This window comes from Paraburkholderia polaris, assembly GCF_012927345.1.
Lineage (GTDB): Bacteria > Pseudomonadota > Gammaproteobacteria > Burkholderiales > Burkholderiaceae > Paraburkholderia > Paraburkholderia polaris.
The window spans coordinates 48,595-71,803 of record NZ_JABBGJ010000053.1; the positions used below are offsets into that span (position 1 = coordinate 48,595).

At 63.7% G+C, this 23,209-nt stretch carries 20 protein-coding genes and 1 riboswitch; of the genes, 11 read left to right on the forward strand and 9 right to left on the reverse strand.

The annotated features are described in order from the left end of the window. Positions 1-49: 49 nt before the first annotated feature. Positions 50-1,192 (forward strand): metallophosphoesterase family protein, encoded by a 1,143-nt coding sequence (locus HHL24_RS36880; protein WP_169490188.1) that lies wholly within the window; start codon positions 50-52, stop codon positions 1,190-1,192. Further along, positions 1,189-3,813: an AAA family ATPase gene (locus HHL24_RS36885; protein WP_169490190.1), complete on the forward strand. Its 2,625-nt coding sequence runs from the start codon at positions 1,189-1,191 to the stop codon at positions 3,811-3,813. The genes HHL24_RS36880 and HHL24_RS36885 overlap by 4 nt, the downstream gene beginning before the upstream one ends. 105 nt (positions 3,814-3,918) lie before the next feature. On the opposite strand, the gene cobJ is transcribed toward HHL24_RS36885, so the two are convergent. The 4 genes from cobJ to HHL24_RS36905 are packed head-to-tail and all read right to left on the reverse strand — an operon-like array spanning position 3,919 to position 8,589. Next, a complete protein-coding gene (gene cobJ, locus HHL24_RS36890) occupies positions 3,919-5,745 on the reverse strand; it encodes a precorrin-3B C(17)-methyltransferase (protein ID WP_169490192.1) in 1,827 nt (608 codons plus the stop codon). Beyond that, positions 5,733-6,464 (reverse strand): precorrin-2 C(20)-methyltransferase, encoded by a 732-nt coding sequence (locus tag HHL24_RS36895; protein ID WP_169490194.1) that lies wholly within the window; start codon positions 6,462-6,464, stop codon positions 5,733-5,735. The genes cobJ and HHL24_RS36895 overlap by 13 nt, the downstream gene beginning before the upstream one ends. Next, positions 6,465-7,091, reverse strand: coding sequence for a precorrin-8X methylmutase (locus tag HHL24_RS36900; protein ID WP_169490195.1), 627 nt, complete (start codon positions 7,089-7,091; stop codon positions 6,465-6,467). It abuts the gene before it with no gap. Then, positions 7,084-8,589 carry an oxidoreductase gene (locus tag HHL24_RS36905; RefSeq protein ID WP_230417729.1) on the reverse strand — a complete coding sequence of 502 codons (1,506 nt, stop codon included), beginning with the start codon at positions 8,587-8,589 and terminating at the stop codon, positions 7,084-7,086. Before HHL24_RS36905 ends, HHL24_RS36900 begins: the two co-directional genes overlap by 8 nt. Positions 8,590-8,708: 119 nt before the next feature. Next, positions 8,709-8,887: riboswitch (cobalamin riboswitch) on the reverse strand. Positions 8,888-8,971: 84 nt separating this feature from the next. Here HHL24_RS36905 and cbiE point away from each other — a divergent pair. From cbiE to cobM, 4 genes are read left to right on the forward strand one after another with little or no spacing between them, the layout of a single operon-like run. Beyond that, the gene (gene cbiE, locus HHL24_RS36910; protein ID WP_169490198.1) at positions 8,972-10,300 is read left to right on the forward strand and encodes a precorrin-6y C5,15-methyltransferase (decarboxylating) subunit CbiE; all 1,329 of its coding nucleotides are present in this window, start codon (positions 8,972-8,974) and stop codon (positions 10,298-10,300) included. Continuing rightward, positions 10,300-11,388: a cobalt-precorrin-5B (C(1))-methyltransferase gene (locus HHL24_RS36915; RefSeq protein ID WP_169490200.1), complete on the forward strand. Its 1,089-nt coding sequence runs from the start codon at positions 10,300-10,302 to the stop codon at positions 11,386-11,388. The genes cbiE and HHL24_RS36915 overlap by 1 nt, the downstream gene beginning before the upstream one ends. After that, a complete protein-coding gene (locus tag HHL24_RS36920) occupies positions 11,385-12,107 on the forward strand; it encodes a cobalt-precorrin-6A reductase (protein ID WP_169490202.1) in 723 nt (240 codons plus the stop codon). The genes HHL24_RS36915 and HHL24_RS36920 overlap by 4 nt, the downstream gene beginning before the upstream one ends. A 46-nt stretch (positions 12,108-12,153) precedes the next feature. Beyond that, a complete protein-coding gene (gene cobM / locus HHL24_RS36925; RefSeq protein WP_169490204.1) occupies positions 12,154-12,882 on the forward strand; it encodes a precorrin-4 C(11)-methyltransferase in 729 nt (242 codons plus the stop codon). A gap of 19 nt (positions 12,883-12,901) precedes the next feature. Here cobM and HHL24_RS36930 read toward each other — a convergent pair whose 3' ends face one another. Both HHL24_RS36930 and speB read right to left on the reverse strand, forming a co-directional pair. Then, positions 12,902-14,062, reverse strand: a complete 1,161-nt coding sequence (locus HHL24_RS36930; protein ID WP_230417728.1) for a polyamine ABC transporter substrate-binding protein — start codon at positions 14,060-14,062, stop codon at positions 12,902-12,904. 40 nt (positions 14,063-14,102) lie between these two features. Then, complete coding sequence (gene speB, locus HHL24_RS36935; RefSeq protein WP_268966772.1) at positions 14,103-15,095, reverse strand: agmatinase; 993 nt, start codon at positions 15,093-15,095, stop codon at positions 14,103-14,105. Between the two features lie 179 nt (positions 15,096-15,274). Here speB and HHL24_RS36940 point away from each other — a divergent pair, with 179 nt between their 5' ends. Further along, positions 15,275-16,159 (forward strand): LysR substrate-binding domain-containing protein, encoded by an 885-nt coding sequence (locus HHL24_RS36940; RefSeq protein WP_169490206.1) that lies wholly within the window; start codon positions 15,275-15,277, stop codon positions 16,157-16,159. On the opposite strand, the gene HHL24_RS44890 is transcribed toward HHL24_RS36940, so the two are convergent. Further along, positions 16,156-17,868, reverse strand: a complete 1,713-nt coding sequence (locus HHL24_RS44890; protein WP_169490208.1) for a methyl-accepting chemotaxis protein — start codon at positions 17,866-17,868, stop codon at positions 16,156-16,158. The genes HHL24_RS36940 and HHL24_RS44890 overlap by 4 nt on opposite strands. 490 nt (positions 17,869-18,358) lie before the next feature. Between HHL24_RS44890 and HHL24_RS36950 the strand changes: the two genes are divergently transcribed. After that, the gene (locus HHL24_RS36950; RefSeq protein WP_169490210.1) at positions 18,359-19,483 is read left to right on the forward strand and encodes an alpha/beta hydrolase family protein; all 1,125 of its coding nucleotides are present in this window, start codon (positions 18,359-18,361) and stop codon (positions 19,481-19,483) included. Between the two features lie 6 nt (positions 19,484-19,489). On the opposite strand, the gene HHL24_RS36955 is transcribed toward HHL24_RS36950, so the two are convergent. After that, positions 19,490-20,983, reverse strand: a complete 1,494-nt coding sequence (locus HHL24_RS36955) for an MDR family MFS transporter (protein WP_169490212.1) — start codon at positions 20,981-20,983, stop codon at positions 19,490-19,492. 281 nt (positions 20,984-21,264) lie between these two features. Between HHL24_RS36955 and HHL24_RS36960 the strand changes: the two genes are divergently transcribed. The 3 genes from HHL24_RS36960 (at position 21,265) to HHL24_RS36970 (ending at position 22,671) form a co-directional block, all read left to right on the forward strand. Beyond that, positions 21,265-21,525: a DUF1488 family protein gene (locus HHL24_RS36960; protein WP_169490214.1), complete on the forward strand. Its 261-nt coding sequence runs from the start codon at positions 21,265-21,267 to the stop codon at positions 21,523-21,525. A 134-nt stretch (positions 21,526-21,659) separates the two neighbouring features. Next, entirely contained in the window at positions 21,660-22,163 is a 504-nt protein-coding gene (locus tag HHL24_RS36965) for a lipocalin-like domain-containing protein (protein ID WP_169490216.1), read from the forward strand. A 199-nt stretch (positions 22,164-22,362) separates the two neighbouring features. Then, positions 22,363-22,671, forward strand: coding sequence for a DUF4148 domain-containing protein (locus tag HHL24_RS36970; RefSeq protein WP_169490218.1), 309 nt, complete (start codon positions 22,363-22,365; stop codon positions 22,669-22,671). Between the two features lie 272 nt (positions 22,672-22,943). Here HHL24_RS36970 and HHL24_RS36975 read toward each other — a convergent pair. After that, positions 22,944-23,209 (reverse strand): IS3 family transposase (locus tag HHL24_RS36975; protein ID WP_169489046.1); only part of this gene is annotated, 266 nt, incomplete at its 5' end.

Sequence of the window (23,209 nt, forward strand, 5' to 3'; positions counted from 1 at the left end):
CGCCGGATGGGCGTGGAATGACGATGCAATTGAACGGAATGGAGGCACAGTGATCAGGTTTCTGCACACCGCGGACTGGCAGATAGGGACGCAATTCGGTCAGTTCGAGCCGGACGAAGCCGCACACCTCGCGGAAGCGCGCTTCGAAACCGTGCGCCGGATCGCTGAGGAAGCGGCGGCGCGCAAGGTCGACGCCGTGCTGGTCGCAGGCGACGTATTCGACCTGCAGACCGTCTCGGACACGGTGATCCGCCGTTTGTTCGGCGCGTTGCAAGCGTTTTCCGGGCCGTGGATCATGCTGCCGGGCAATCACGATGCCGCGCTGGTCGAGAGCGTGTGGACCCGTGCGCAGCGCCTGAACTGCATTGCACCGAACGTGCGGGTGGTGCTCGAACCCGGCGTGGTGACGCTCGACGCCTGCCAATGCGCGTTGCTCTGCGCGCCGCTCACACAACGTATCACCTACGACGACACGACGGGCTTCTTCGACACAACGGAGACGCCGAGCGGCTATCACCGAATCGGGCTCGCGCATGGCAGTGTGAGCGGGATTCTGCAGGAGGGCATCGATTCGTCGAACCCGATCGCCCCCACGCGTGCCGCGAGTGCGCGTCTGGACTATCTTGCACTCGGCGACTGGCACGGTCATTTGCGTGTCGACGAGCGCACCTGGTATGCCGGCACGCATGAGCAGGACCGGTTCCGCGCCAACGATCCGGGCTTCATGCTCGACGTCACGCTAACCGGGCCAGGCGCCGTGCCGGCCGTTGAAGCGGTGCGGGTCGGTAAATATCAATGGCATCGCTGGGAAGAGACGATCTCGGTGCCGACCGATGTGGATTCTCTGAAGGCGCGCCTCAGCGCGTTAGGCAGTCACGACGTGCTGCGGGTCACCGTAAGCGGCACGACCGCATTGGCCGAAGCCGAAGCGATTCACGTCGCGGTGGAAGAGACCCGCGCGCGGGTGCGTGCGCTACGTGTCGATCTGAGTGGCCTGCAAGTGCTGCCTACCGCTGACGACCTCGCCGAACTCGGCGCGCAAAGCGGCTACCTCGCGAAAGTGGTGGCGCGTCTGCGAGGCTTGCAGGAGGACCCGCAGTCCGACCCGCAACAGATCAAGCGAGCGGCGGAGGCGTTATTGCTCCTGGCGCGTTTTCAACGTGAACTGCCGCGCGAAGCGAGGTCTGCATGAAGCTGGAAAGTATCGCGATTCAGGAGTTCAAGCAGTTCACCGGCCGGCTCGTTATCGACGATCTGCAGCCCGGTCTCAATCTGTTCACCGGCCCAAACGAGGCCGGCAAGAGCACGATCGCGGAAGCCGTGCGAGCGGTGTTCCTCGAACGCTACAAGGCGTCGCATCTGAAAGACCTGCTGCCGTGGGGCAAGGCGAGCGGGCAACCTTCGGTTGAAGTGACGTTCGATATGGACGGCACAGCGTGCAGGCTGTCGAAGCAGTTTGTCACACGGCAGCGCTGCGAGCTGAAGATCGGCCAGGCGGTGTTCGGCGAAGATGAAGCCGAAGACAAGCTCGCCGCGCTGCTCGGCTTTTCGCGTGCCGCGCGCGGGCCGCTCAAGGCGGAAAACGCCGGCGTTCCCGGTTTGTTGTGGGTGCAACAAGGTGGCACGCAGGAGGTGCGCGATTCCACGGGACACGCGGCGCAGTATCTGCGCGACGCGTTGTCGCAACTGTCGGGCGGCAATGAATCGGCGGGTGAGGATGCGCTGATCGCGGCGGTGCAGCGTGAGCTTCGGCAACTGCTCACGGCGCGTACGCAGAAGTCCACCGGACCGTTGGCCGAGGCCGAACAGGCCTTGGCGGCGCTGATTGAAGAACGCGACGATCTCGAGCAGCAGCGTCAGCAGTTCGACGAGAATATAGCGCGCCTTGCCACGCAGCAGGAAGCCTTCGAGGACGCGCTACGCAAGCGTCCCTGGGAGCTTCACGAGCAGAAGGCCGTGCAGGCGCAACAGCGCGCCGATGCTGCGGCGGAACTCGAACGCAGTCTTCAGGGGCTCGCGCAGTCGCTGAAATTGAGCGACGCGGAACTGGCGCTGTCGGTGCAGCAGGAACAGGCCGCAACAGAACTGGAGGCGGCCGTTGCCCGCGAACGGCAGCAACTCGACGCCGCTCGCGCCAACGTGTCGGCGGTTCAGCACGACCATGCACAGGCTCAGGCGAGCGTGGCGCAATTCGAGCAGGCGTATGCCGACGCCAGCCGCGCCCACGAACTGGCGAGCGCCGCGGTGACCGCGGGCGATTTGCGCAGTCAGATTGCTCTGCACCGCACCGAGAGCGAGCGGCTTGAGGCGGCGATCGCGGCCGCCGGCAAGGCGAACGAGGCCGTACTGGAGGCGACGCGTGCAGCGGCGGCGGTCGAAATCGACGGGGCGCAATTGAAGCGGCTCCAGGCGCTCGATGCGGAGTTGACTGTGCTGCGCGCCCGCACCGAAGCGGCGATGACGCGTATCGAATACCGGCTGAATGGCGCGATTACCGTCGGCGATACGAAGGTGAGCGGCGAAGGTGTGTTGCGGCTCGACGAGGAAAAGCTGATCGGTCTTGGCGAGCTCGGCGAATTGCGCGTGATTCCGGGCGTTTCCGATCTGTCTGCGCAGTTGTCTGAGCTGGCGTCGCTAGAAGCCCGGCATGCGCAGCTGTTGCAGGCACTGGGCGTAGCGTCGCTGGGCGAAGCCGAGGCCAGGCACGAGCAGTGGAAGACGCTGGTCGCGCAGCAGAAAAGTCAGGCGAAGATTCTTGAGGTGCATGCGCCGCAAGGCATCGACACGCTGCGTGCTGCGTTGGCTTCGGCCGCCGCGCGGTTGCAAACGTCGAACGAGCGGCTGGCGATCTTGCCCGATGTCTCTGCTGCGCCGCCGCTTGATGAAGCTCGCCGTAATGCCGACATCGCGCGCGATGCATTGGACGCTGCCAGAAAAGTGCTGGCACAGGCGGCGGAAAGCAGATCCACCGCCACGGCTACGACAGAATCGCTCGCTGGTCAGTTGCAGCGAAAGGAAGCCCAACTGAGCGACGAAGCGTTTTGCCGCAACCGTGCGCAGTGGCAGGCAAAAATTGTTGAGCAGCGTGTACAGGTTGAGGCGCTGAAAAAGCAACTCGAAGGACGTGAGCGCGAGCTGGAAGCAGCGCGTCTCGACGATCCGGCGGCTGAAGCGAAACGCTATCGTGCATCGGCAGAGCTTGCGCGCAACGAGCAGCACGAGCGGCAACTGCGGATCGCGCAGTTGCGCAGTCAGTTGGAGACGGTGGGCGCATCCGGCCTAGGGGAGCGTCTTGCGACGGTGAAGGCGTCGGTCGAGCAAGCCACCCGCCGCAAGGACGAACTCAGCTTGCGGGCGAGCGCTTTGAGTCTGCTCGACGAGGTGCTGGTCGACGAACGCGACGCGGCGGTCGCGCAATTGCGTGCGCCGCTGACCGAGCGGCTTGGGCACTACCTGAAACGGATTTTCCCGCAGTCGACGATTGCGCTCGGCGACGATTTGAGTCCCGCGACGTTGGATCGTTATGGCCGTGCGGATACGCTCGACGCGTTGAGCTTCGGTACGCGGGAGCAACTTGGTATCTTGACGCGGCTGGCGTATGCGGATCTTTTGAAGGCGTCGGGTCGCCCGACCTTGCTGATGCTCGACGATGCTGCCGTGCATACCGATGCGGCGCGGCGCGATGCGATCAAGCGCGCGCTGATCGACGCGGCGACGCGGCACCAGATTCTGGTGTTCACGTGCCATCCAGAGCTTTGGGACGATCTGGGTGTGAGGCAGCGGGCGATTGACGATTTGAAGGCGGCGGCGTGAGGGGACACGCGCGTTAGTGGACGGTTGGGATGCGGATGGGGGCGGTGGTGAAGGTGATACAAATGTGCAGCGCGCTCAGCTGGTGACCGATAAGCGCACTTCGATTCACTCATACCACCGCGGCGTATAAACCCACTCGCCACCGTCGATGCCATTTGCAAACCCCCGCGTCGTCGACGACCCCACGATCACCATCGTGCGCATATCCACATCGGAAGAGCGCAGTTCGCCGAGCGTGATCGTGCGCAGTGTGCTGCCTGGCCTGCCGATATCGCGTCCGAGCACCACCTTCGTCGCCGCAGCGCGATATTCCCGCACGATGTCCAGCGCTTTATCTAACTGCCACGGCCGTGCGCGCGAGATCGGGTTGTAGAACGCCATCACCAGGTCCGCTTCGGCCGCATGCCTGAGGCGCTTTTCGATGATAGTCCACGGTTTCAGGTTGTCGGATAGCGACAGCATGCAGAAGTCATGACCCAACGGCGCGCCGGCTTGCGCTGCGGTCGCCATGGCCGCGGACACCCCCGGCACGATGGCGAGTTGGACCGCGCGCCAGTCAGCGTTCGTCGAACCTCCCTCTTCGAGCGCCTCAAGCACCGCAGCCGCCATCGCGAACACGCCAGGGTCGCCCGACGACACCATCACCACTGACCGTCCTGTGCTAGCGAGTTCGAATGCATGACGTGCACGCTGCATCTCCTCGCGATTGTCCGTGCCGTGTACGCGTTGATCGGCGCGTAACGGACCGGCCATTTTCACGTAGGTTTCGTAGCCGAGAATATCGGTGGCTTCGTTCAGCGCTGTCCGAGCGGCCGGCACCATCAGGTCGGCGCTGCCGGGGCCGAGGCCGATCACGGTCAAGCGGCCGCGTGGACGGCCAATCGTGTCCGGGTCGATGGCCAATGCAGCCAACGCGAGCGCAACCCCTGCGTCCGCGTCGTCATGCAAGGTTTGATAAGGGACGCGCAGCGCGGCATGCAGCAAATTGCTCGGCGGCTCGCCGTCTTCCGGGCGCGGCTCGGCAAAACGCAGCGGCACGTTCAGGCTCGCCGCGGCATCGGCGAACGCCGGGTTCGCCGTGTGTTCGGAAGAAGCCAGCAGGGCCGCGAGGGAAAGCGTCGCAAGACCATGCGCGTTCAGTGTCTCGCGCACGAGCGCAGCGATCCGGGCGCCGGAATCCGGCTGCGCATCTGAATTGGAATCTGCGTCGATGTTCGCATCTGTATTGGAATCTGCACCAGCACCAGCACCAGCACCAGCACCAGCACCAGCACCAATACCTGGAACCGTCACTGCCACCACCACACTACGCGGATGAATGACCAATTCGTCATCACGCCCATCCCACGCGCGTGGCGTCACGCGAATCGCGAGACGTGCCGATTCGGAGCGCGGCAGTTGCGCTTCATCGAGCCAAGGCGCTTCGCCCTCGATTCGCGTGCTTTCTCCGGCCAGCAGATCCGAAACAAACCGCTTACCTTGCGTAATATCGGCGAGCGCATAGCCGTCAGGTGGATTGAGCACACACGTTCCGAAGCGAAGTTCGCCACTCGTCGTAATTGCAGGCGACACGGTCATCGCAGCTGCAATCTCGCGTGCCATCACATTGACGCCTGCGAGACCGCCAAGCAACGGCACGACCGCGCTGCCATCTTCGGCGATAGCTAGCACGGGCGGCTCGACGCCTTTGTTCGACAGCAATGGCGCAACGCAACGAATCACGATACCCGCCGCACACAGCGCGACGATCGGTGTGCCACGCGAATACAGTTCACGCAGATGCGAGCTGAGTTCGATGTACGAGACGTCCGCCTCAACTCGCCCCTGCAAGGCATGCACCTGGCTACCTGCATACAGCGCCTGAATCCGCCGCGCCGTCGCCAGTGCGCCCACGCCGAGAATCACAATCGCGGGTGGCGTCAACCTTGCCATTTTTCCCCCGGCACGACGAGCAGCGAAAAATACGGCGAAGCCATCGGATCGACTTCGGCGAGCGGCACGATGCGCTGATTGCCCATCGTCGCGCGTTCGACGTAAAGCGCACGATGCGCGAGCCCCAATTCGCCGAGCACGCGCCGCACCTTATCAAAATTGCGGCCCAGTTTCATGATGACCGCAGCGTCCGCATCGGCGAGACGCCGGCGCAGTTCGTCTTCTGGCAACACGCCGGAGAGCACCGACAAACTCTGATTGCGATACACCAGCGGCGAACCGAGCACCGCCGCACCGCCGAGCATCGAGCACACACCGGGCACGACTTCGGCCTCGAAACGCGCCGCGAGACGGTCGTGCAAATACATATACGAGCCGTAGAAAAACGGATCGCCTTCGCAAATCACCGCGACATCGCGGCCCGCGTCGAGATGGCCGGCGACGATCTGCGCAGCGGTGTCGTAGAAGTCGGCGATGATCGCTTCATACGAAAGCGGCGGCTCGAGCGCTTCGGTGGTGACGGGATAAACCAGCGGCAGATGCTGTTGAGCGTCATGCAGATGCGCCTCGATGATGCTGAAGGCGTTGCCCTTTTTACCCTTCGCGACGAAATACGCGACCACGGGGGCCGCTTTCAGCAAACGCAGCGCTTTCAGTGTGATGAGTTCCGGGTCGCCGGGGCCGACGCCCAGTCCGAATAAACGTCCTTGCACGGTCATTTACTCGACCTCCGTCGCCAGCGCGTTTACAGCGGCAGCGGCCATCGCGCTGCCGCCGCGTCGGCCGTGAACCACGACGTAAGGCACGCCGCGGCTGTCTTCGGCCAGCATCGCTTTCGATTCGGCCGCGCCGACGAAACCGACCGGAAAACCGAGGATCAGCGCGGGTTTCGGTGCGCCGGCATCGAGCATGTCGAGCAGATGAAAGAGGGCGGTCGGCGCGTTGCCGATCACGACGACGCTGCCTGCCAGATACGGCCGCCACAATTCGAGCGCGGCGGCCGAGCGCGTATTGCCGAGTTCGCGCGCGAGCACGGGCACATCCTGATGCGTGAGGGTGCAGATCACTTCGTTGTTCGCGGACAGTCGTGCGCGCGTGATCCCTTGCGCCACCATGCCGGCGTCGCACAGAATCGGCGCGCCTTGTGCCAGCGCCGTGCGGCCGGCGGCGCCTGCGTCGTTGGAAAACTGAATATCCTCAATGACGTCGACCATGCCGCAGGCGTGGATCACGCGCACCGCGAGCTTTTCAAGGTCAGCGGGGATGCGGGAGAGATCGGCCTCCGCACGTATCGTCGCGAAGGATTGGCGATAGATCTCCTGACCGTCGCGAATGTAATCAAGCATCTAAAGGGCTCCGGGCCGGGTGTGCCAATGGGTCGAGCATGTCGGCGGCCTGTTCGATCGTGAGTTGGTGCGCGACGCACGAGCCGAAACCCGGCTGGCCGTCGCGTCGATAAAGGTCATAGATTCCGGGCGCCGCGGCCAGCAGCGTGTACGGCGCGCAATGTGCGGCGGCGCATGAGCGCGGACAGCCGCTTAGATGGACATCGATGCCGTCGGGCAAGCGATCCGCTAGAAGCAGTGCGTCGGCTTTGGTATCGGCAAGGCTTTTTGCGCAGCCGGTGGAACCGGCGCAGGCGATCAAGTGCGTAATAGGCTGTGCGGGATCGCAGGCGAGGCCGAGCGCGTTCATTTCAGCGAGCACAGCGGGCGCGGCATTGGCAGCGATATCGGGCAGCAGTACGCTTTGCCAGGGCGTCATGCGCAGCGTGCCGTTGCCTTGCTGTTGCGCGAGCGTGGCGAGGCCACGCAAGGTCGCGGCGTCGAGGCGTCCGAGCGGCGGTTGGCCGCCTACGTGCAGCGTTCCCACGACTCGCTGCGCGTGCACGCCGAGTCGCAGCGTGGCATCGGCAGGCGTGCTGCGTTGCCAGTTTGCGAGCGATGTGTCGCGTGACAGCGGGAAATCGACGTACTTTTGAGCGTGCTGCAATACGGCGTCGATGGAATGTGCGGTAAGCAGATGACGCATGCGCGTGGCATCGGCGGCGGCTAGATCGAGGAATGTATGCAGCAGCGCGCGGACAAGATCTTTGGCCTGTGCAGGCAGCACGGCTGCGAGGGCGCCTGTGTAATTCGGACGAAGATGGACAGCGGAACTACGCGAGTCGGTATGCTGGAATGCATCGGCATCGGCATCGGCATCGGCATCGGCATCGGCATCGGCATCGGCATCCGCGCCTGTGCTCGCGTCGGCCACCACCGGCGGACAACCCGCCAATCCAAACACAAATCGCACACCGTCTTCAGCTTGTATCGCCGCCAGCCAGACATCATGCGGGTGATCGAGCCTGGCAAGCCGCTCACCGCCGTCCAGCAGTAGCGCGAATTTCGGCGATAGCCCCGCGAAACGCGCATCACTTTGCAGCAGTGTGAGAAGCTCGGTGCTGAGCGGCCAAGTGTCGAACAGCGCAAACGGATCGCGCCCGGCAGTCGGGCTCACCATCACGTTGCGAACATCGTCCGCAGCGGATGGCGGCAAGAGGCTGGAGGCGTCGGCCGCGCCCAACGCCCCAATCGGACCAAGACCCGCGTCAACCAGCGCCGCGATCAACGCCGCTTCATGCCCGCTTCGCACGCCACGCACCTGCAGATTCGCGCGATTGGTCAGTTCGACCACGCCTGCCGCATGCCGCTCACTGACGTCGGCGATCGCCTCAGCTTGCCCCGCGCCCAGCTCGCCGCCGGGCAATTTGATCCGGCAGATCCCACCATCGCGCGCGGCGACGATGCGCAGCAGCCCCGGACAGGCCGAGGGCCGCAGCGCGAGGGCCGCGTCGGGCATAGCAGTGGAGGGCGAAGCTTGATTCAAGACGGACACCGGGTTTAGCGTCGCGCGAAGGCCCGAGCGCCGCCCAGGCGGGCATTGCTGCGGCATCGGTACACCCCGCCCGATGTAGGCTGGCACGAACAGTCTGGCCGGCAGGTCTCCTGGCTGGCAGGTCATGGTCCGCCGCGGCCTTCCCGGTCGAACCAGTGGCACGGAGCGCAGGCGGACTCGCTGCATACAGTTGCGGGGGCAGCCACAGTGGCACTGTGTTCCCTCTTCGGCCCCGAAGGGCACCGGCGGCTGTATTATGCCTTTTTTCGAACAGCACAACGAGGCTGGACGCTTTGATCGGCGTGGCACAGCGCATTATTTGAAGATACAGAAAGAGGATGGATGCATGCCGGCTTGGCTGACCGTGGTGGGTATAGGCGATGACGGCTTCGCCGGCTTGGGGAGGCCCGCGCGGCGTGCTTTGCTGGAAGCATCGGTGGTCTACGGCGGCGAACGGCATCTGGCGATGCTGCCTGCGCGCCTCGCCGCGCGCCGTGCGGCATGGCCGAGGCCGTTCGATCTCGCGCCTTTGCTGGCGGAGCGTACGGGGTCCGTGTGTGTGCTGGCGAGTGGAGACCCGATGCTGTTTGGCGTCGGCGCGACGCTGGCGCGGCAGCTGCCGGCAGGCGAGTTGCGGGTGCTGCCGGCGCCCTCGTCGTTGTCGCTGGCGGCCGCGCGGCTTGGCTGGCCGTTGCAGGATGTCGCCACGGTTTCGCTGGTGGGACGGCCGTTGCCGACGCTGAATGCTCATCTGCACGACGGCGCGCGCGTCTTCGTGCTGAGTGCCGACGGGCGCACGCCCGCGGCGCTGGCCGAATTGCTGGATGCGCGCGGTTTCGGCGCGACCCGGATGACCGTGCTGGAACATTTGGGCGGCAATCTGGAGCGGCGTATAGATGGACGCGCGGACCAGTGGTCCGCGGGCGAAGTGGCGGCGCTGAACCTGATTGCGCTCGAATGCCGTGCCACGGAGGGGGCTCCGCGTTTGCCGTTGACCTCCGGCTTGCCCGATGACGCGTTTCGCCACGACGGTCAGTTGACCAAACGCGACATCCGCGCGATCACGCTGGCGCGGCTCGCGCCGACGCCAGGCGAATTGCTATGGGATGTGGGCGCGGGCAGTGGCTCGATCGGCATCGAATGGATGCGCGCGCACCCGACCTGCCGCGCGATCGCGATCGAAGGGCACGCGGAGCGGCAGCGGTTCATCGAACACAATCGCGATGCGTTGGGCGTGCCGGGTTTGCAACTGGTGGCCGGCCGCGCGCCCGATGCGCTGGAAGGATTGACCGTGCCGGATGCCGTGTTCATCGGCGGTGGCGTGACGGTGCCGGGCGTGCTGGATGTCTGCTGGGCGCGTCTGCGCGACGGCGGGAGACTCGTCGCCAACGCGGTCACTTTGCAGGGCGAGGCGGCGCTCGCGGCGTGGCGGGAGCAGCATGGCGGCACGCTGACCCGCATCGCGCTTGCCGACGCCCAGCCGCTCGGCGGCTTCGATACGTGGCGCCAGGCGCTGCCGATCACGCTGCTGGATGTCACCAAGCCGGCAAATGGCACTAACGGCACTTCCAGCACTTCCAGCACGTCGAGTACCAACGGCACGAACAGCACCGTAAGCACGAGCGCCACATCCGGCACGTCAGCCACCTCCGCCGACTCCCCACCCCGACCATAATGCGCGACGAAACGCCCGAACAACCCGCGCCGCTGCGTAGCGGCTACACGACCGGCAGCTGCGCCACCGCGACGTCGCTCGCGGCCGCGCGTCTGTTGCTCGCGGGTATCGTCAGCGAGGTCGCGGAGATCGTATTACCGAAGGGCCAGCATGTGCCGCTGCCGCTGGTGTTCTGCCGCCTGACCGCCGACGGCGCGGAAGCGGGCACGGTGAAAGACGCAGGCGACGACCCCGACGTGACACACGGCGCGATCGTATTCGCCCGCGTGCGCTTGCGTGCCGAACCAGGTGTGCTATTCCGCGCGGGACCAGGCGTCGGCACCGTGACGCGCGCCGGCCTTACGCTGCCGGTCGGCGAACCGGCGATCAATCCGGTGCCGCGCAAGATGATGACCGAGCATCTGACCGAACTCGCCGCCGAACATGGCTACACCGGCGGCTTCGAAGTGGCGATTGGCGTCGAAGGCGGCGAAGCGCTCGCGCTGAAAACGATGAACCCGCGCCTCGGCATTCTCGGCGGCTTGTCGATTCTCGGCACCACCGGGATCGTGCGGCCGTTCTCGTGCTCGGCCTATATCGCGTCGATTCATCAGGGCATCGACGTCGCGCGTGCCAACGGTTACCTCCATCTCGCGGCCTGCACCGGCAACGCCAGCGAAGACGCGATGCGCGCGCATTACGGTCTGCCGGATATCGCGCTGATCGAAATGGGCGACTTCGTCGGCGCGGTGCTCAAGCATATGAAGCGCGCGCCGGTCGAGCGCTTGAGCGTGTGCGGTGGCTTCGGCAAACTCAGCAAGCTCGCAGCCGGGCACCTCGATCTACATAGCCGCAATTCGAGCATCGATCTGGAACGGCTTGCAACATGGGCTGCCGAGAGTGGCGCAGACGATGCGTTGCAGGCGGCGATCCTCGCAGCCAATACGAGTCAGCAGGCCGTCGCGTTGGCGCACGCGCAACATGTGCCGCTCGGCGATATCGTCTGCCGTCACGCACTGGCTGTCGCGCGCGATATCGTGCCGCCGCAGGTCGCGGTCGAAATGTTCGCGATCGATCGCCAAGGCAATCTGATCGGAGCCGCGCAATGACGCGGGTCCTGCTGCTCGGCGGGACCGGTGACGCTTTGCGGCTCGCAAGACAGCTCGGGCCCGAGCACGTGTACAGTCTCGCGGGCCTCGGCAAGGTGCCGGACGATCTGTCGTGCGGGGTGCGCGTGGGCGGTTTCGGCGGCAGCGAAGGCATGGCGCGCTATATCGAGGACGAACGCATTGACCTGGTGATCGACGCGACGCATCCGTACGCCGCGCAGATCAGCGCCAATGCCGCGAAAGCGAGCGGCGCGGTGCGCGTACCGTGCTGGGCGCTGCGTCGGCAGGGCTGGCAACCGCAAGCCGGCGACGACTGGCGCATGGTCGACGATTGGGCCGAACTGACAGTCGCGCTCGCTTCGTTCAGGCGACCTTTGTTCACGCTCGGACGCGAACCGCTCGCGCATCTCGACGAAATTCCGCCACAGCAGTTCTGGACGGTACGCTGCCTCGACGCGCACGAAGCCAATCCACGTGCGCGGATTCTGGCGACACGCGGCCCGTTCACGCTCGAAGGCGAACGAACGCTGTTCAGTGCGGAAGCCTTCGATGTCGTCGTCAGCAAAAACAGCGGCGGCAGCGCCACCGAAGCGAAACTCGAAGTCGCGCGCGAACGTGGCTTGCCGGTCGTCATGCTGCGGCGCCCTGAATTGCCCGCGGTCGATCGCGAGTTTGCAAACGTGTCCGACTTGCTAAAAGCATTGCAAGTCTTGGGTTAAATGGCGTATGCATGACATGCCGACCGAACGAATCACGGAGTATTGAATGACGGTGTTTTTTATCGGCGCGGGTCCCGGCGACCCGGAACTGATCACAGTGAAAGGGCAACGCCTCGTGCGCGGCTGTCCGGTGATCCTGTACGCCGGCTCGCTGGTGCCGGCCGCTGTGTTAGAGGGACATAGCGCGGAGCAGGTCGTGAATACCGCCGAGCTCGACCTCGATCAGATCGTCGCATTACTCAAAGCCGCGCACGACAAAGGCCAGGACGTGGCGCGCGTGCATTCCGGCGACCCGTCGTTGTATGGCGCGATCGGCGAGCAGATTCGCCGGCTTCGCGAACTCAACATTCCCTACGAGATCGTGCCAGGCGTGACGGCGACCGCGGCGTGCGCGGCGACGCTCGGCTGCGAGCTCACATTGCCCAATATTTCGCAGACGCTGATCCTCACGCGCTTTGCAAGCAAAACGACCATGCCGGAAGGCGAACAACTCGCCGACCTCGCGAGACATCGCGCGACGATGGCGATTCACCTCGGTGTGCGCCATCTCGCGCGCATCGTCGACGAATTGCGGCCGCATTACGGCGGTGATTGTCCGATCGCGGTGATCTATCGTGCGAGCTGGCCGGACGAAGAAAAGATCACGGGTACGCTCGACGATATCGTCGGCAAAGTGCAGACGACCCACATCGAGCGGACGGCGCTGATTCTGGTTGGGCAGGTGCTCGCTGCCGAAGGATTCGCGGAGTCGACGCTGTACGCGAAAGGCGGCTGATCCGCACGCCGCCAACCCGTTATCCCCCTGTCTTCAACTGTGCCCATAGCCGGCCTTCCAGGCGTTTGATCTGGGCGGGCAAGGGCTTGAGCAGAAACAGTGTTTTCAACACGGACTCCGGCGGATACACGGTCGGATCGTTGAGAATTTCCGGCCGCACAAATTTGCGCGCGGCGGCGTCCGCATTCGGATAGAACACCTCATTGGTGATCCCCGCATGAACCTCGGGCCGCTCGATGTAGTTGATCCAGTCGAGTGCCGCTTGCGGATGCGGCGCATCTTTCGGGATCGCCATCATGTCGAACCAGACGGGCGCACCGCCTTGGGGTATGAAGTATTTAACCTCGTAACTCTTGTTGGCGTCGCGCGCGCGATGGCTCGCCATCGACACGTCACCCGACCAGCTCAACGCGAAGCAGATGTCGTCGCCCGCGAGATCGTTGATGTAACTCGTCGCGTTGAACTGCGTGATGTATGGGCGGATCTTCTTCAGCGCTTCGTACGCGGCCTGGTAGTCGGCCGGATTCGCGCTGTTCGGATCACGGCCGAGATAGTGCAGCGTGACCGCGAACACATCGGTCGGCGCATCGAGCACGGACACGCCGCAACTCTTCAGCTTGCTCAGATACTCGGGCTTGAAGAGGATGTCCCAGTTATCGAGCGGCGCATCGTCGCCGAGAATCTTCTTGACCCGCGTCACGTTGTAGCCGAGCCCCGTGGTGCCCCACGCCCACGGCACCGCGTACTGATTGCCGGGGTCCGCATCGGCGACCAGCTTGAGCAGACTGCGGTCGAGGTTCACCAGGTTCGGCAATTTCGATTTGTCGAGTTTCTGGTAGATGCCGGCTTCGATCTGCTTCGCAAGAAAGTTCGAAGTCGGCACCACGACGTCGTAGCCGGTCGAACCGGTCAGCAGTTTCGCCTGCAAGGTTTCGTCGCCGTCGTAGACGTCGTATTGCACGTGAATGCCGGACTCTTTCTCGAAGTTCGGCACGGTGTCTTTCGCGATGTAGTCGGCCCAGTTGTACAGGTTGAGTTGCTTTTCGTCGGCGTGCGCGGTGGCGCCGAACGCGCAGAACAACAACGCTGCCAGAATCCGCGCTGCTGGCTTCGGTGCGACCGGCTTCGGTGCTGCGGGCGTCCGCGCGGCGGGCGTCCGCTTCATGACGGTATGGGGCATGGTGTTTGTCCAGTGAGGGTTCAACAGAGCGGTTGCGGCCTTACATACGCTGATGGCGTTGCAGTTTCTGATTGCGCATCAGGCACAGCATGTCGGCGGCAAGGTGGGCCGCGGCGAGCGCGGTGACGTCGCTATGGTCGTAGGGCGGCGACACTTCCACCACGTCCGCGCCCACCAGATTCACGGCGCCTAGCGCGCGAACGATTTCCAGCGCCTGCGCCGAGCTGAGACCGCCAGCTACCGGCGTGCCCGTGCCGGGTGCGAAAGCCGGATCGAGACAGTCGATGTCGAAGGTGAGGTAGGTGGGCGCGTCGCCGACGATCGACAGCACTTCGTCGATGGTCGCCTGCGTGCCGTTGCGGTGGACCCACGGCGCGTCGAGAATGCGCACGCCCATGAAGTCGTCGTTCCAGGTGCGAATACCGACTTGCACCGAACGCGCGGGATCGATCAGCCCTTCACGGATCGCCTTGTAGAACATCGTGCCGTGGTTCAGCGAATCGGGGTTGTCGTCCGGCCAGGTGTCGCAATGCGCGTCGAAATGAATCAGGCTCAATGGTTTGCCGTATTTTTCAGCGTGCGCGACCAGCAGCGGATACGTGATGTAGTGGTCGCCGCCGAACGTCAGCATGCGCGTGCCGGTGGCGAGAATCTCGCGGGCGTGAGCGATGATCGCGTCGCGAATACCGAGCGGGTTGTGGGCGTCGAACCAGCAGTCGCCGTAGTCGACTACGTTGAGATGATCGAATGGATCGATGCCCCACGGAAACGCGCCGAGGTCGGCCAGTTGCACCGAGGCCGCGCGCATGCCGGCCGGGCCGAAACGCGTGCCGGGGCGGAAGGTGGTCGCGAGGTCGAGCGGAATGCCCGATACGGCGACGTCGACGCCGGTGAGATCGCGCGTGTAAGGGCGGCGCATGAAGGACAGCACGCCGGCGTACGTGGGGGCAGCGGGTTGGCCGGCGGCGGCAGTGTCGGCGCCGGTGGCAGGCCGGGTGCTGGTGGGTTGCAAAGCGTTCAGGTTCAGGGTCATACAGGTCGATCCGGTCGGTTTCAATGAGCGCCGTCGCACAAATATTTCTCATGTCTGCCGAAACAGCATGCGACGTGTGAAGGGCAACTGGCGCTATCATTGCGAGGCAATATTCCGCCGAAAAGCGAAGAATCTTGCTGGAAGTATCGATATTTCTAATATCTCGCCCAGACCGCCCGATGCGTAGACTTCCCCCTTTGCAGGCCTTGCTCGCTTTCGACGCCGCCGCGCGCCTCGGCAGCTTCACGCGCGCAGCGCAAGAACTCGCGCTGACCCAATCAGCGATCAGCCATCAGATCCAGCAACTCGAGGAGTGGGCCGGGGTGCCGCTGTTCCGGCGAATCGGGCGCGGCGTCGCGTTGACGGCCGCCGGTGTGCTGTTTGCGCAGACCGTGACGTCGGCGATGACCACTCTCGCGGATGGGCGCGATCGCATCGAGCCGTATGGCAATCCCGATTCGGTGATCGTCTATTGCGCGCCGCAGTTTGCGACGGGCTGGATCATGCCGCGCATGCCGGCGTTTTCGGCGGCGTTGCCGAACATCGAGATCTGGCTTGTCACCGGAGACGAGGTGAATGAGATCGATCGCGTCGACGTCGACCTGGTCGTCTCCGCGAAGGAAATCCGCACGTCCGAAGTGATCTGCGAGCCTTTGCTCGAAGAGGAGGCGGTCGCTATCTGCGGGCCCATGACCGCACGCCGTCTGCGTTCGGTGCCCTTTCCCGAAGTCTTGACGCAAGCGCCGTTACTGGTGCATGAACTGCGCCCGGAGTGGGCGCCCTGGATGCCTGAGTTAAGGCGCGGCGGTTTGCGTACGCGGCGCGCGATGACGGTCGACGATCCCCGCATCCTCGTGGCGGCCGCCGAACGGGAAGCGGGCATTGCGATGGTGTCCCGGCTCACCGCCGGCGACGCATTGACGAGCGGGCGCGTCGAGGTCTTGCCGCAGGTGCCGGGATTCGCGCTTGCGCCGCTCTGGTTGATGCGCTCCGCGCAGCCGGCGCGCTCCGCGGCGGTGGATGCGGTTTATGCGTGGATGATGGGTGCAATTAACATGCGCTAGACCGCCGCAGCATGCTCGTGCCCCCGCATTGCACCCGCTTCGGTGGGCACGTCGGCAGTGTTGGCAATCGTGAAGACAGCAACCGATTCGCGCAGCCCTTGTGCCCGGCCAGCCATCGTATGCGCTGCTGTGGTCACTTGCTCGACGAGCGCAGAATTCTGCTGCGTCACCTTGTCCATTTCAGCGACCGCCTGGTTGACCTGCTCGATGCCGGTCCTTTGCGTCGTCGACGCGAGCGCGATCTTGCTCATGATGACGGTGAGCCGCTGCACCGATTGCACGACCTCCGCGATCGTTGCGCCCGCGTCGGTCACGAGGCGCGAGCCGGCTTCGACATGATCGGCCGACTGCGCGATCAGCGCCTTGATTTCCTTGGCCGCGTCGGCGCTGCGCTGCGCCAGCGTGCGGACTTCACTTGCCACCACGGCGAAGCCGCGCCCTTGCGTGCCGGCTCGGGCCGCCTCGACGGCGGCGTTGAGCGCCAGAATATTGGTCTGGAACGCGATGCCTTCGATCACGCTGATAATCTCCGCGACCTTCGACGAACTCGCGGTAATGTCCTGCATGGTCGTGACAACACGCTCCACGACCTGCCCGCCCTGCACGGCGGTGTCGGAAGCCGCATTGGCAATCGTGCTCGCCTGCATCGCGTCGTCGGTGTTCTCTCTGACCGTGGACGTCAATTCCGCCATGCTGGCGGCAGTCTGCTGCAACGACGCCGCCTGTTCCTCGGTGCGCTGCGAGAGATCGGCGTTGCCGTCGGCGATCTCGTCGGCGCGTATCGCAATTGATTCGGCCGACGTCTTGATCTGCGAGACGATGGACATCAATTGCGCGCGCATGGTTTCGAGCGATGCCATCAGACTGTGCGCGTCGCCCTTGGCCAATTTGACCGTCACCGCGAGATTGCCTCCGGCGATCTCGCTGGCAAGGCGCTGTGCCTCGGCCGGATCCGCGCCAAGCTGCCTGAGGATGCTGCGTGTGATCAGAAGCGCGGCCGCGAGGCCGGTCAGCAGAGCTAGCACCACTGCGGTTACGGTCACCGCCTGCAGCGTCGCATAGGTCGTGGCGGCTTCGTTCGCTGCAGCGCGGCTGCGCGCCTGTTCCAGTGCGAGCAGTTCGTCGAGCGTGTTCAGCCAGGCCACCTGTTTCGGGCGGACTTCGCCGACGAGTACTTTGACCGCCGCGTCCTGATCGTTTGATAGCGCCCAGCTCCGCGCTTCTTTCTCGACCAGCGGTAAGGTTGCCGCTTCTTCCTGCTTGAGTTGCGCGAAGAGGCGGCGCTCGTTTTCGGTTGTCAGCGAAGAGGCGTTGAGCAGGCGTCCCAGCGCCTGATAATTCTCGGCATACACCGCCTCTTGGGACGTGATCGACGCCTGCTCGCTTGCGACTTCTTTTTCGTCGGTCAGCAGCGCCATATTGCGAATCGCGATGGCGATGCCGTCGACCGCGCCTCGCAGATTCGTCGCGAATCGGGTTTTGGCGTCGTGCACCTGAACGATGTCATCGAGTTTGCCGCGAATGCTGGCCACGCCGGCCATGCCCATTGCGGAAATGGCCACCAGCAACACCAGTACGGTGCCAAAGCCGAGTGCAAGCCGGGTAGAAACGTTGATTCGAGCCATGATGAGGTCTTTGTCGACGTGAATAAGGCGTGCGAATGCGCACGCGGAGCAGATGAAGTCAGCGAGCAGAGATGTCTTCGACATGCGGGTCGTGATGAACGGCGCCGCGCAACCGCGCGGCGGCTCACAACGATTAGAGGGGGTACGTCAGGCGTGCTGGCGGTCCGGAGGTTCTTCAAAAACCGTGCGGCAGTGGCCGGTCACTGCCCGGCGTGGCGGCGTGACAACGCCGCGGCCCGAAATGGCGATCCCCATCATTACCCCGGATTGGTCAAGGGGCCGCGCGCGGATTAACGTTTTCTGATGCAATGCGCCGGCCGGATTGTCGTTTTGTTCCGGGCTATGCTATTGCACTCGCCGCAGCTGAAATAACTGTTTTTTTAAAATTTGCAGCAGGTAAATGCGGGTGAACCGGCGTGCGTTTGCGGCATCGCCTTGGCCGGGGAGTGTTGGGTCGTGCCGTATTTCCGGTCGCCGCTACGATAAAATTTCGCAAGCGCTGCACCATCTTCCGGCGATGAGGCCGCTATCCTGGCGTCACGGCTCTGATGATCCCCATTCGCAAGGACTAACCATGTTTCGTCTATGCTGTGCCGCCCTCGCATGTTCGGTGGCGTTGTTGTGGGCGGGCGCCGCCGCGCCGGCAGATCATGCTTCCTGGCATGTGGGCGAGGGGACGCGAGTCTTTCATCCCCCCGTGGCCCGTCATTGGCGCGGGGCTCAGACACAGGCGCTGGTGACCAACATCTGGTATCCGGCTGATCTGACACTTCCGGAGGTAGCGCATGACATTGGCGCGCCCGGTCATCCGTTTTTCCATGGGCATCCGGCCGTCGTTGGCGCGCCGCTATCCAGCGCGCGTGCAAAATATCCGCTGCTCGTGCTGTCGCATGGGACGGGTGGCAGCGCGGACAGTCTCGACTGGTTGGCGTCGGCGCTCGCCGCCGAAGGCTATATCGTGGCGGGCACCAATCATCCAGGTAACAACGCGCTGGAGCCGATGACCCGAGATGGCTTCATGCTCTGGTGGGAACGTGCCACTGACGCCAGCGAAGTGCTGGACGGCGTCCTCGCCGACCCGGTGCTGGGCCCGCATGTCGACCGGGACCGGATCGGCGCCGTGGGTTTCTCGCTCGGGGGTTATACGGTTCTCGAACTGGCGGGCGCGCGAACCAATTTGCCGGCGTTCGAGCGTTTCTGCACGTCACCGGAGGCCGATGCCATCTGTCATCCGCCTGAGGCCGCCAGAATCCACGAGGACCCGCAAGCGCCTGCCTTGACGCTCGCCACACTGTCGCCGGAGACGAAGGCGTCACGGGCACGCGCCGGTGAGTCTTACCGCGACCCGCGCATCAAGGCGGTCTTTGCGATCGCGCCGGCGCTGGGCGAGGCGTTCGACAGCACTTCATTCGCCGACGTCAGCATTCCCGTGTCGCTGCTGGCGGGCGAGGCCGACGTGACCGCGCCTGTAGACACCAACATCCACCGCATCGCCGGTTTGATGCCGAAGGCAAAGGTCACGATGCTACCGGGCGCGTCGCACTACACGTTTCTCGACACCTGCTTACCCGATGTGGTCGAACACCTTGCGACCATCTGCAAGGACAATCCGGGCGTCGATCGCGATGCTGTGCATGCGCAGACGGCCCAACGGGCGATCGATTTTTTCGCGGCCACATTGCCTGCGAGTGGCGCGTAGGGAAGTTCAGTCCTCAAGCGGCGACAACGCTTCAAGCGGAATCTGCTTCGACGGCCCGATGTTGATCGGCGGCACGAAGCCCAGCAGCACGACCACAAAAATCGCAATCGCAAAGATCGAGATGAAAGTCAGGTGCAGCGACTGATGCAACACCATGCGGATCATGTCGCTGTCGGCGAGACTCGCCACCTGATTCTGCAACAGCGCTTTCAACTGATCCGAGGTGACCACGGCGACGTCCTTCGAGTGACTGAGCCCGAAGTTGAGCACCGCGCCGAACAGCGTCGCGCCCAGCGTGCTGCCGAGATTGCGCGAAAAGAGATTCGATGCGGTGGCGCTGCCGCGTTCGTCCATCTTGACGATCTCCTGGATCAGCACCAGCGAACTGACGCTCGAGGTGCCCATGCCGAAGCCCATGATGAGCGAACCGAACGCCGCGATGAGCGGCGAGCCGCCAGGCTCCAGGAACAGCAGCAGCACCGCGCCGATCGGCACGAATGCGCTGCCGCCGATCAGAATGCGCCGCAAGCCGATGCGGTGAAACGATTTCGCCGCGAGCGTCGCGCCCGCCGGCCAGCCTACCATCATCATCGTGAGCGCGAGACCCGCGACCACGGGCGAGCGATGCAGCACGCCCTGAACATACATCGGCAGGAAGGTGGTGGCGCCCATCAGGATCATGCCGGACAGCACGGTTGCGGCATTGCACGCGGCAATCGGCCGGCGGCTCCAGAGCGCGAACGAGATCATCGGCTCAGCCGCGCGGCGCTCCTGGAACACGAACAACAGCAGGCACAGCATGAACGCACCACCTGCGAGCGATGCCTTGGCGATGTCGTCGTCGCCGGCGTAAGTCAGCGCCATCATCAGTACCGCGATCGCCGCCATGAACAGTGCCGCGCCCGCGAAGTCGATCGACGGACGCGCGTGCCGTTCCGATTCGCGCAGGAACGCAATGAAGCCGGCTGCCGAGGCTAGGCCGATCGGCACGTTCATCCAGAAGATCCACGCCCACGACAGGTTGTGAATGATGAAGCCGCCCACCATCGGCCCAACTACCGCTGAAATGGCCCACACGCTGGCAAGATAACCCTGCACCTTGCCGCGTTCGCGTGCCGGATAGAGATCGGCGACGATGGTCAGCGTGACCGGCTGGATCGCGCCCGCGCCGACGCCCTGAATCAGGCGGAACACGATCATGGCGGGCATCGACCAGGCGAAGCCGGCCAGCACCGAACCGAGCAGAAAGATCGCGATGCCGGCGAGCATGACAGGCTTGCGTCCGTAAAGATCAGCGAGCTTGCCGAAGACCACGGTCATCGCGGTTTGCGTCAGCAGGAACGACGAAAAGACCCAGCTATACAGATGCAGATCGCCGAGTTGCGCGACGATCTGCGGCATGGCGGTGGAAACGATGGTGGCTTCGATGGCGACCATCGCCATTGAAGCCATGACTGCGGCAATGACTAAAGGACGCGACGATTGCGGGCTGCGGGACATGGGGCGGGTAGTATTAGGATGTTGGAAGCGTTTGACGGCGTGACAGGTGGCATGCATGCCGCGACGCAAAAGCGCGGCCGCACAAAGGCGGCCGATGTCGAGTATGCACCTTATGGAGAATGTGTGCTGAAGGCGGGGCAGCGATGGCCAGGCTCAAGCGGCATTAATGCGGCTTTAAGGCGGCGGCTCTAAAGCGGCGGCTTTAAGGCGGCGGCTTTAAAGCGGCGGCTTGGCACAGCCTTTGCGCGTTCAGCGCTACTTTCGCCAAATGGAGGGTCATTATGAGGATCGAATTCACCGGACGCCGTGAAGTGGTGGCAGCGGCGCGCGTCGCCTTCGAAGCTAATGTCGATGGGGCTGACGTCTGGTGCAGCGTGTCGCTGGACGCGCTGAACGACCATTTCGGCAACGAGGGTCCATCGGCCCACAATCTGGTCGGGACCTTCGAGGCAAATCGCGCGCGGATTGAAAATGCTACGCGGCGGGTCCTCGAAAAAAACGGGGGACAATCCGTGGAGCTCGAAACCGGGGATTTCAACTGAGGCCTGAGCGGCCCAGACCTTGACATAGGAGGACGGTCCGGCATGTGGGCGCCGGGCCCGCTCCCATAGCTTTTCGCCAGCAAACCGCCTACGCTTCAAAATGCCTACGCTTCAAAACACCCGAACTCAACATCATGAAACCAACCCACCAGGTCCTCGCGACCCTCGTGCTGGCGTTCGCAGCATTGTGGGCGCCCGTGCGCAGCGCTTTTGCCCAGACAGCAGAGAGCCTCGTGGGATCGTGGTCGCTCGTCTCGCTGACGGTGGCGAAGAGTGGCAATGAAGTGGAATTACTCGGTCCGCATCCTCAAGGGCAACTCATCTTCGGCAATGACGGCCGCTACGTGCTGCTCGTGCTGAGTTCCGATCTGCCGAAATTCGTTTCTGGCGACAGGCAGCAAAGCACGCCGGAAGAAAACGCGAAAATCGCCCGCGGCAACGTCGCGCATTTCGGCACGTATACCGTGGACGCGGCAGCGCAGGTCATCGTCTTTCACATTCAAAAAAGCACCTTTCCGAACTGGGACGCAGAGGTTCAGCGCCGCCCATTTACGCTCAACGGTGACCGGCTGACGTACATCACGCCGGGCGCCTTCGGCTATGGTTCGTCGAAAGTCGTGTGGCAACGCGTGAAATAACGCGCCTCGCCCGCAGGCCGTCTGCGCGCTGTCGATCCGGGGCAGTGTGCGGTCAGGCGATTTCTCCAGATTCAACAACAATCCCTTCGATGCCAGGCCGTTATTCTCAGAGGAATCGGCGCCTATATTGGGTTCAGCGGTCACGGAGAGCTTCACTCGACGGACCGCAACCCATTAATCATCGGAGGTTGTTTTTATCATGAAGTCTTTGATTAAGGCCGTCGTTATCGTTGCTTCGCTTGCTGCTTCGGCCACTGTTTTTGCGCAATCGAATTCCAGCATCACGCGTGAGCAGGTGCGTGCCGAACTGATTCAACTTCAGCAGGCGGGTTATCACGTCGGTGATGGCGACGAGGCACATTATCCTGACGCGATCCAGGCCGCGCAAGCGCGTATTGCCGCGCGAAACAGCGACACGAGCGGTTACGGCGGCAGCGCTGCGGGGTCGTCGCAAAGCGGCCGTCCGGCAGTCTCCTCAGCCGACTGGAACGCGATGTATAGCCGTTAATGCGTTTGCTTTTCCGAACACGCGGTAGGGTGTGACTGACCTGGTTGTATTGCGCTTATGCGTGTGGCGCTGTGACGGCGCGCATTAGCGCAACGCGTTCAGGTTCGCACCGCGAAGCAGGCGAGAGGTGGAAAGGATTCTTCCAGATGCGCCTATATATCCGCTTCGTCCGCGCAGGTACAGTACTTATGCACGCACGGTTTCCGGTGTGCGAGCGAGAGAGTTGGCCCCGGCTGGTATGAACTGACCCCGGAAAGTTGGACGATTTTCGGCTAGGGCCGAGAGGGCTGGGTTCTGTACATGACAGGACTCAGCCCGTTTAACTTCATCTTGATGCGATCGTGGTTGTAGTAGTGAATGTACTTTTTGATGCCAGCCTGCAGCGCCTCGACACTCTCGAACCGGTTCAGGTAGAAGAACTCAGATTTAAGGGTGCCGAAGAAGCTTTCCATGGTGGCATTGTCATGGCAGTTGCCTTTGCGCGACATACTTTGCGGCAGGTTGCGCTCTGAGAGCAGTGCCTGGTAAGCGCGCATCT

Bases quoted from the DNA above. Each gene is read 5' to 3' on its own strand.
- HHL24_RS36885 (WP_169490190.1), top strand. From the start codon at position 1,189: ATGAAGCTGGAAAGTATCGCGATTCAGGAGTTCAAGCAGTTCACCGGC.
- cobJ (WP_169490192.1), bottom strand. From the start codon at position 5,745: ATGGCAAGGTTGACGCCACCCGCGATTGTGATTCTCGGCGTGGGCGCA.
- HHL24_RS36895 (WP_169490194.1), bottom strand. From the start codon at position 6,464: ATGACCGTGCAAGGACGTTTATTCGGACTGGGCGTCGGCCCCGGCGAC.
- HHL24_RS36900 (WP_169490195.1), bottom strand. From the start codon at position 7,091: ATGCTTGATTACATTCGCGACGGTCAGGAGATCTATCGCCAATCCTTC.
- HHL24_RS36905 (WP_230417729.1), bottom strand. From the start codon at position 8,589: ATGCCCGACGCGGCCCTCGCGCTGCGGCCCTCGGCCTGTCCGGGGCTG.
- cbiE (WP_169490198.1), top strand. From the start codon at position 8,972: ATGCCGGCTTGGCTGACCGTGGTGGGTATAGGCGATGACGGCTTCGCC.
- HHL24_RS36915 (WP_169490200.1), top strand. From the start codon at position 10,300: ATGCGCGACGAAACGCCCGAACAACCCGCGCCGCTGCGTAGCGGCTAC.
- HHL24_RS36920 (WP_169490202.1), top strand. From the start codon at position 11,385: ATGACGCGGGTCCTGCTGCTCGGCGGGACCGGTGACGCTTTGCGGCTC.
- cobM (WP_169490204.1), top strand. From the start codon at position 12,154: ATGACGGTGTTTTTTATCGGCGCGGGTCCCGGCGACCCGGAACTGATC.
- HHL24_RS36930 (WP_230417728.1), bottom strand. From the start codon at position 14,062: ATGCCCCATACCGTCATGAAGCGGACGCCCGCCGCGCGGACGCCCGCA.
- speB (WP_268966772.1), bottom strand. From the start codon at position 15,095: ATGACCCTGAACCTGAACGCTTTGCAACCCACCAGCACCCGGCCTGCC.
- HHL24_RS36940 (WP_169490206.1), top strand. From the start codon at position 15,275: ATGCGTAGACTTCCCCCTTTGCAGGCCTTGCTCGCTTTCGACGCCGCC.
- HHL24_RS44890 (WP_169490208.1), bottom strand. From the start codon at position 17,868: ATGTCGAAGACATCTCTGCTCGCTGACTTCATCTGCTCCGCGTGCGCA.
- HHL24_RS36950 (WP_169490210.1), top strand. From the start codon at position 18,359: ATGTTTCGTCTATGCTGTGCCGCCCTCGCATGTTCGGTGGCGTTGTTG.
- HHL24_RS36955 (WP_169490212.1), bottom strand. From the start codon at position 20,983: ATGTCCCGCAGCCCGCAATCGTCGCGTCCTTTAGTCATTGCCGCAGTC.
- HHL24_RS36960 (WP_169490214.1), top strand. From the start codon at position 21,265: ATGAGGATCGAATTCACCGGACGCCGTGAAGTGGTGGCAGCGGCGCGC.
- HHL24_RS36965 (WP_169490216.1), top strand. From the start codon at position 21,660: ATGAAACCAACCCACCAGGTCCTCGCGACCCTCGTGCTGGCGTTCGCA.
- HHL24_RS36970 (WP_169490218.1), top strand. From the start codon at position 22,363: ATGAAGTCTTTGATTAAGGCCGTCGTTATCGTTGCTTCGCTTGCTGCT.